This window comes from Streptococcus sp. GMD6S (assembly GCF_000297015.1).
This window is the reverse complement of the sequence record NZ_AJRH01000235.1, coordinates 1-641: the sequence shown is the minus strand read 5'-3', so window position 1 is coordinate 641 and position 641 is coordinate 1. Positions and strand designations below refer to the sequence as shown.

General features: G+C 44.5%; 1 protein-coding gene. It reads left to right on the top strand.

Annotation, left to right across the window (positions count from 1 at the left end; translation table 11 throughout):
* On the top strand, positions 1-641 hold a 641-nt coding region (locus tag GMD6S_RS09895; protein WP_000318833.1), incomplete at both ends, for a GTPase.

Here is a 641-nt window from a genome sequence, read left to right as displayed (position 1 = left end):
ACACGTGACCGTATCTATGCAACGGGTGAGTGGCTCAATCGTTCCTTTAGTATGATTGATACGGGAGGGATTGACGATGTCGATGCTCCCTTCATGGAACAAATCAAGCACCAGGCAGAAATCGCTATGGAAGAAGCGGATGTCATCGTTTTTGTGGTGTCTGGTAAAGAAGGGATTACAGATGCGGACGAGTACGTAGCTCGCAAACTCTATAAAACCCATAAACCTGTTATCCTTGCCGTTAACAAGGTTGACAACCCAGAAATGCGAAATGATATTTTTGATTTCTATGCGCTAGGATTGGGCGAACCGCTGCCAATTTCGTCTGTCCACGGTATCGGTACGGGTGATGTGCTGGATGCCATTGTGGAAAATCTACCACACGAAGTTGAAGAAGAAAATCCAGACGTGATTAAATTTAGCTTGATTGGCCGTCCTAACGTTGGAAAATCAAGTTTGATTAACGCTATTTTGGGAGAAGACCGCGTGATTGCTAGTCCAGTAGCTGGAACAACGCGCGATGCCATTGATACTCATTTTACAGATACGGATGGACAAGAGTTTACCATGATTGATACAGCTGGTATGCGTAAGTCTGGTAAAGTCTATGAAAATACGGAGAAATATTCTGTCATGCGAGC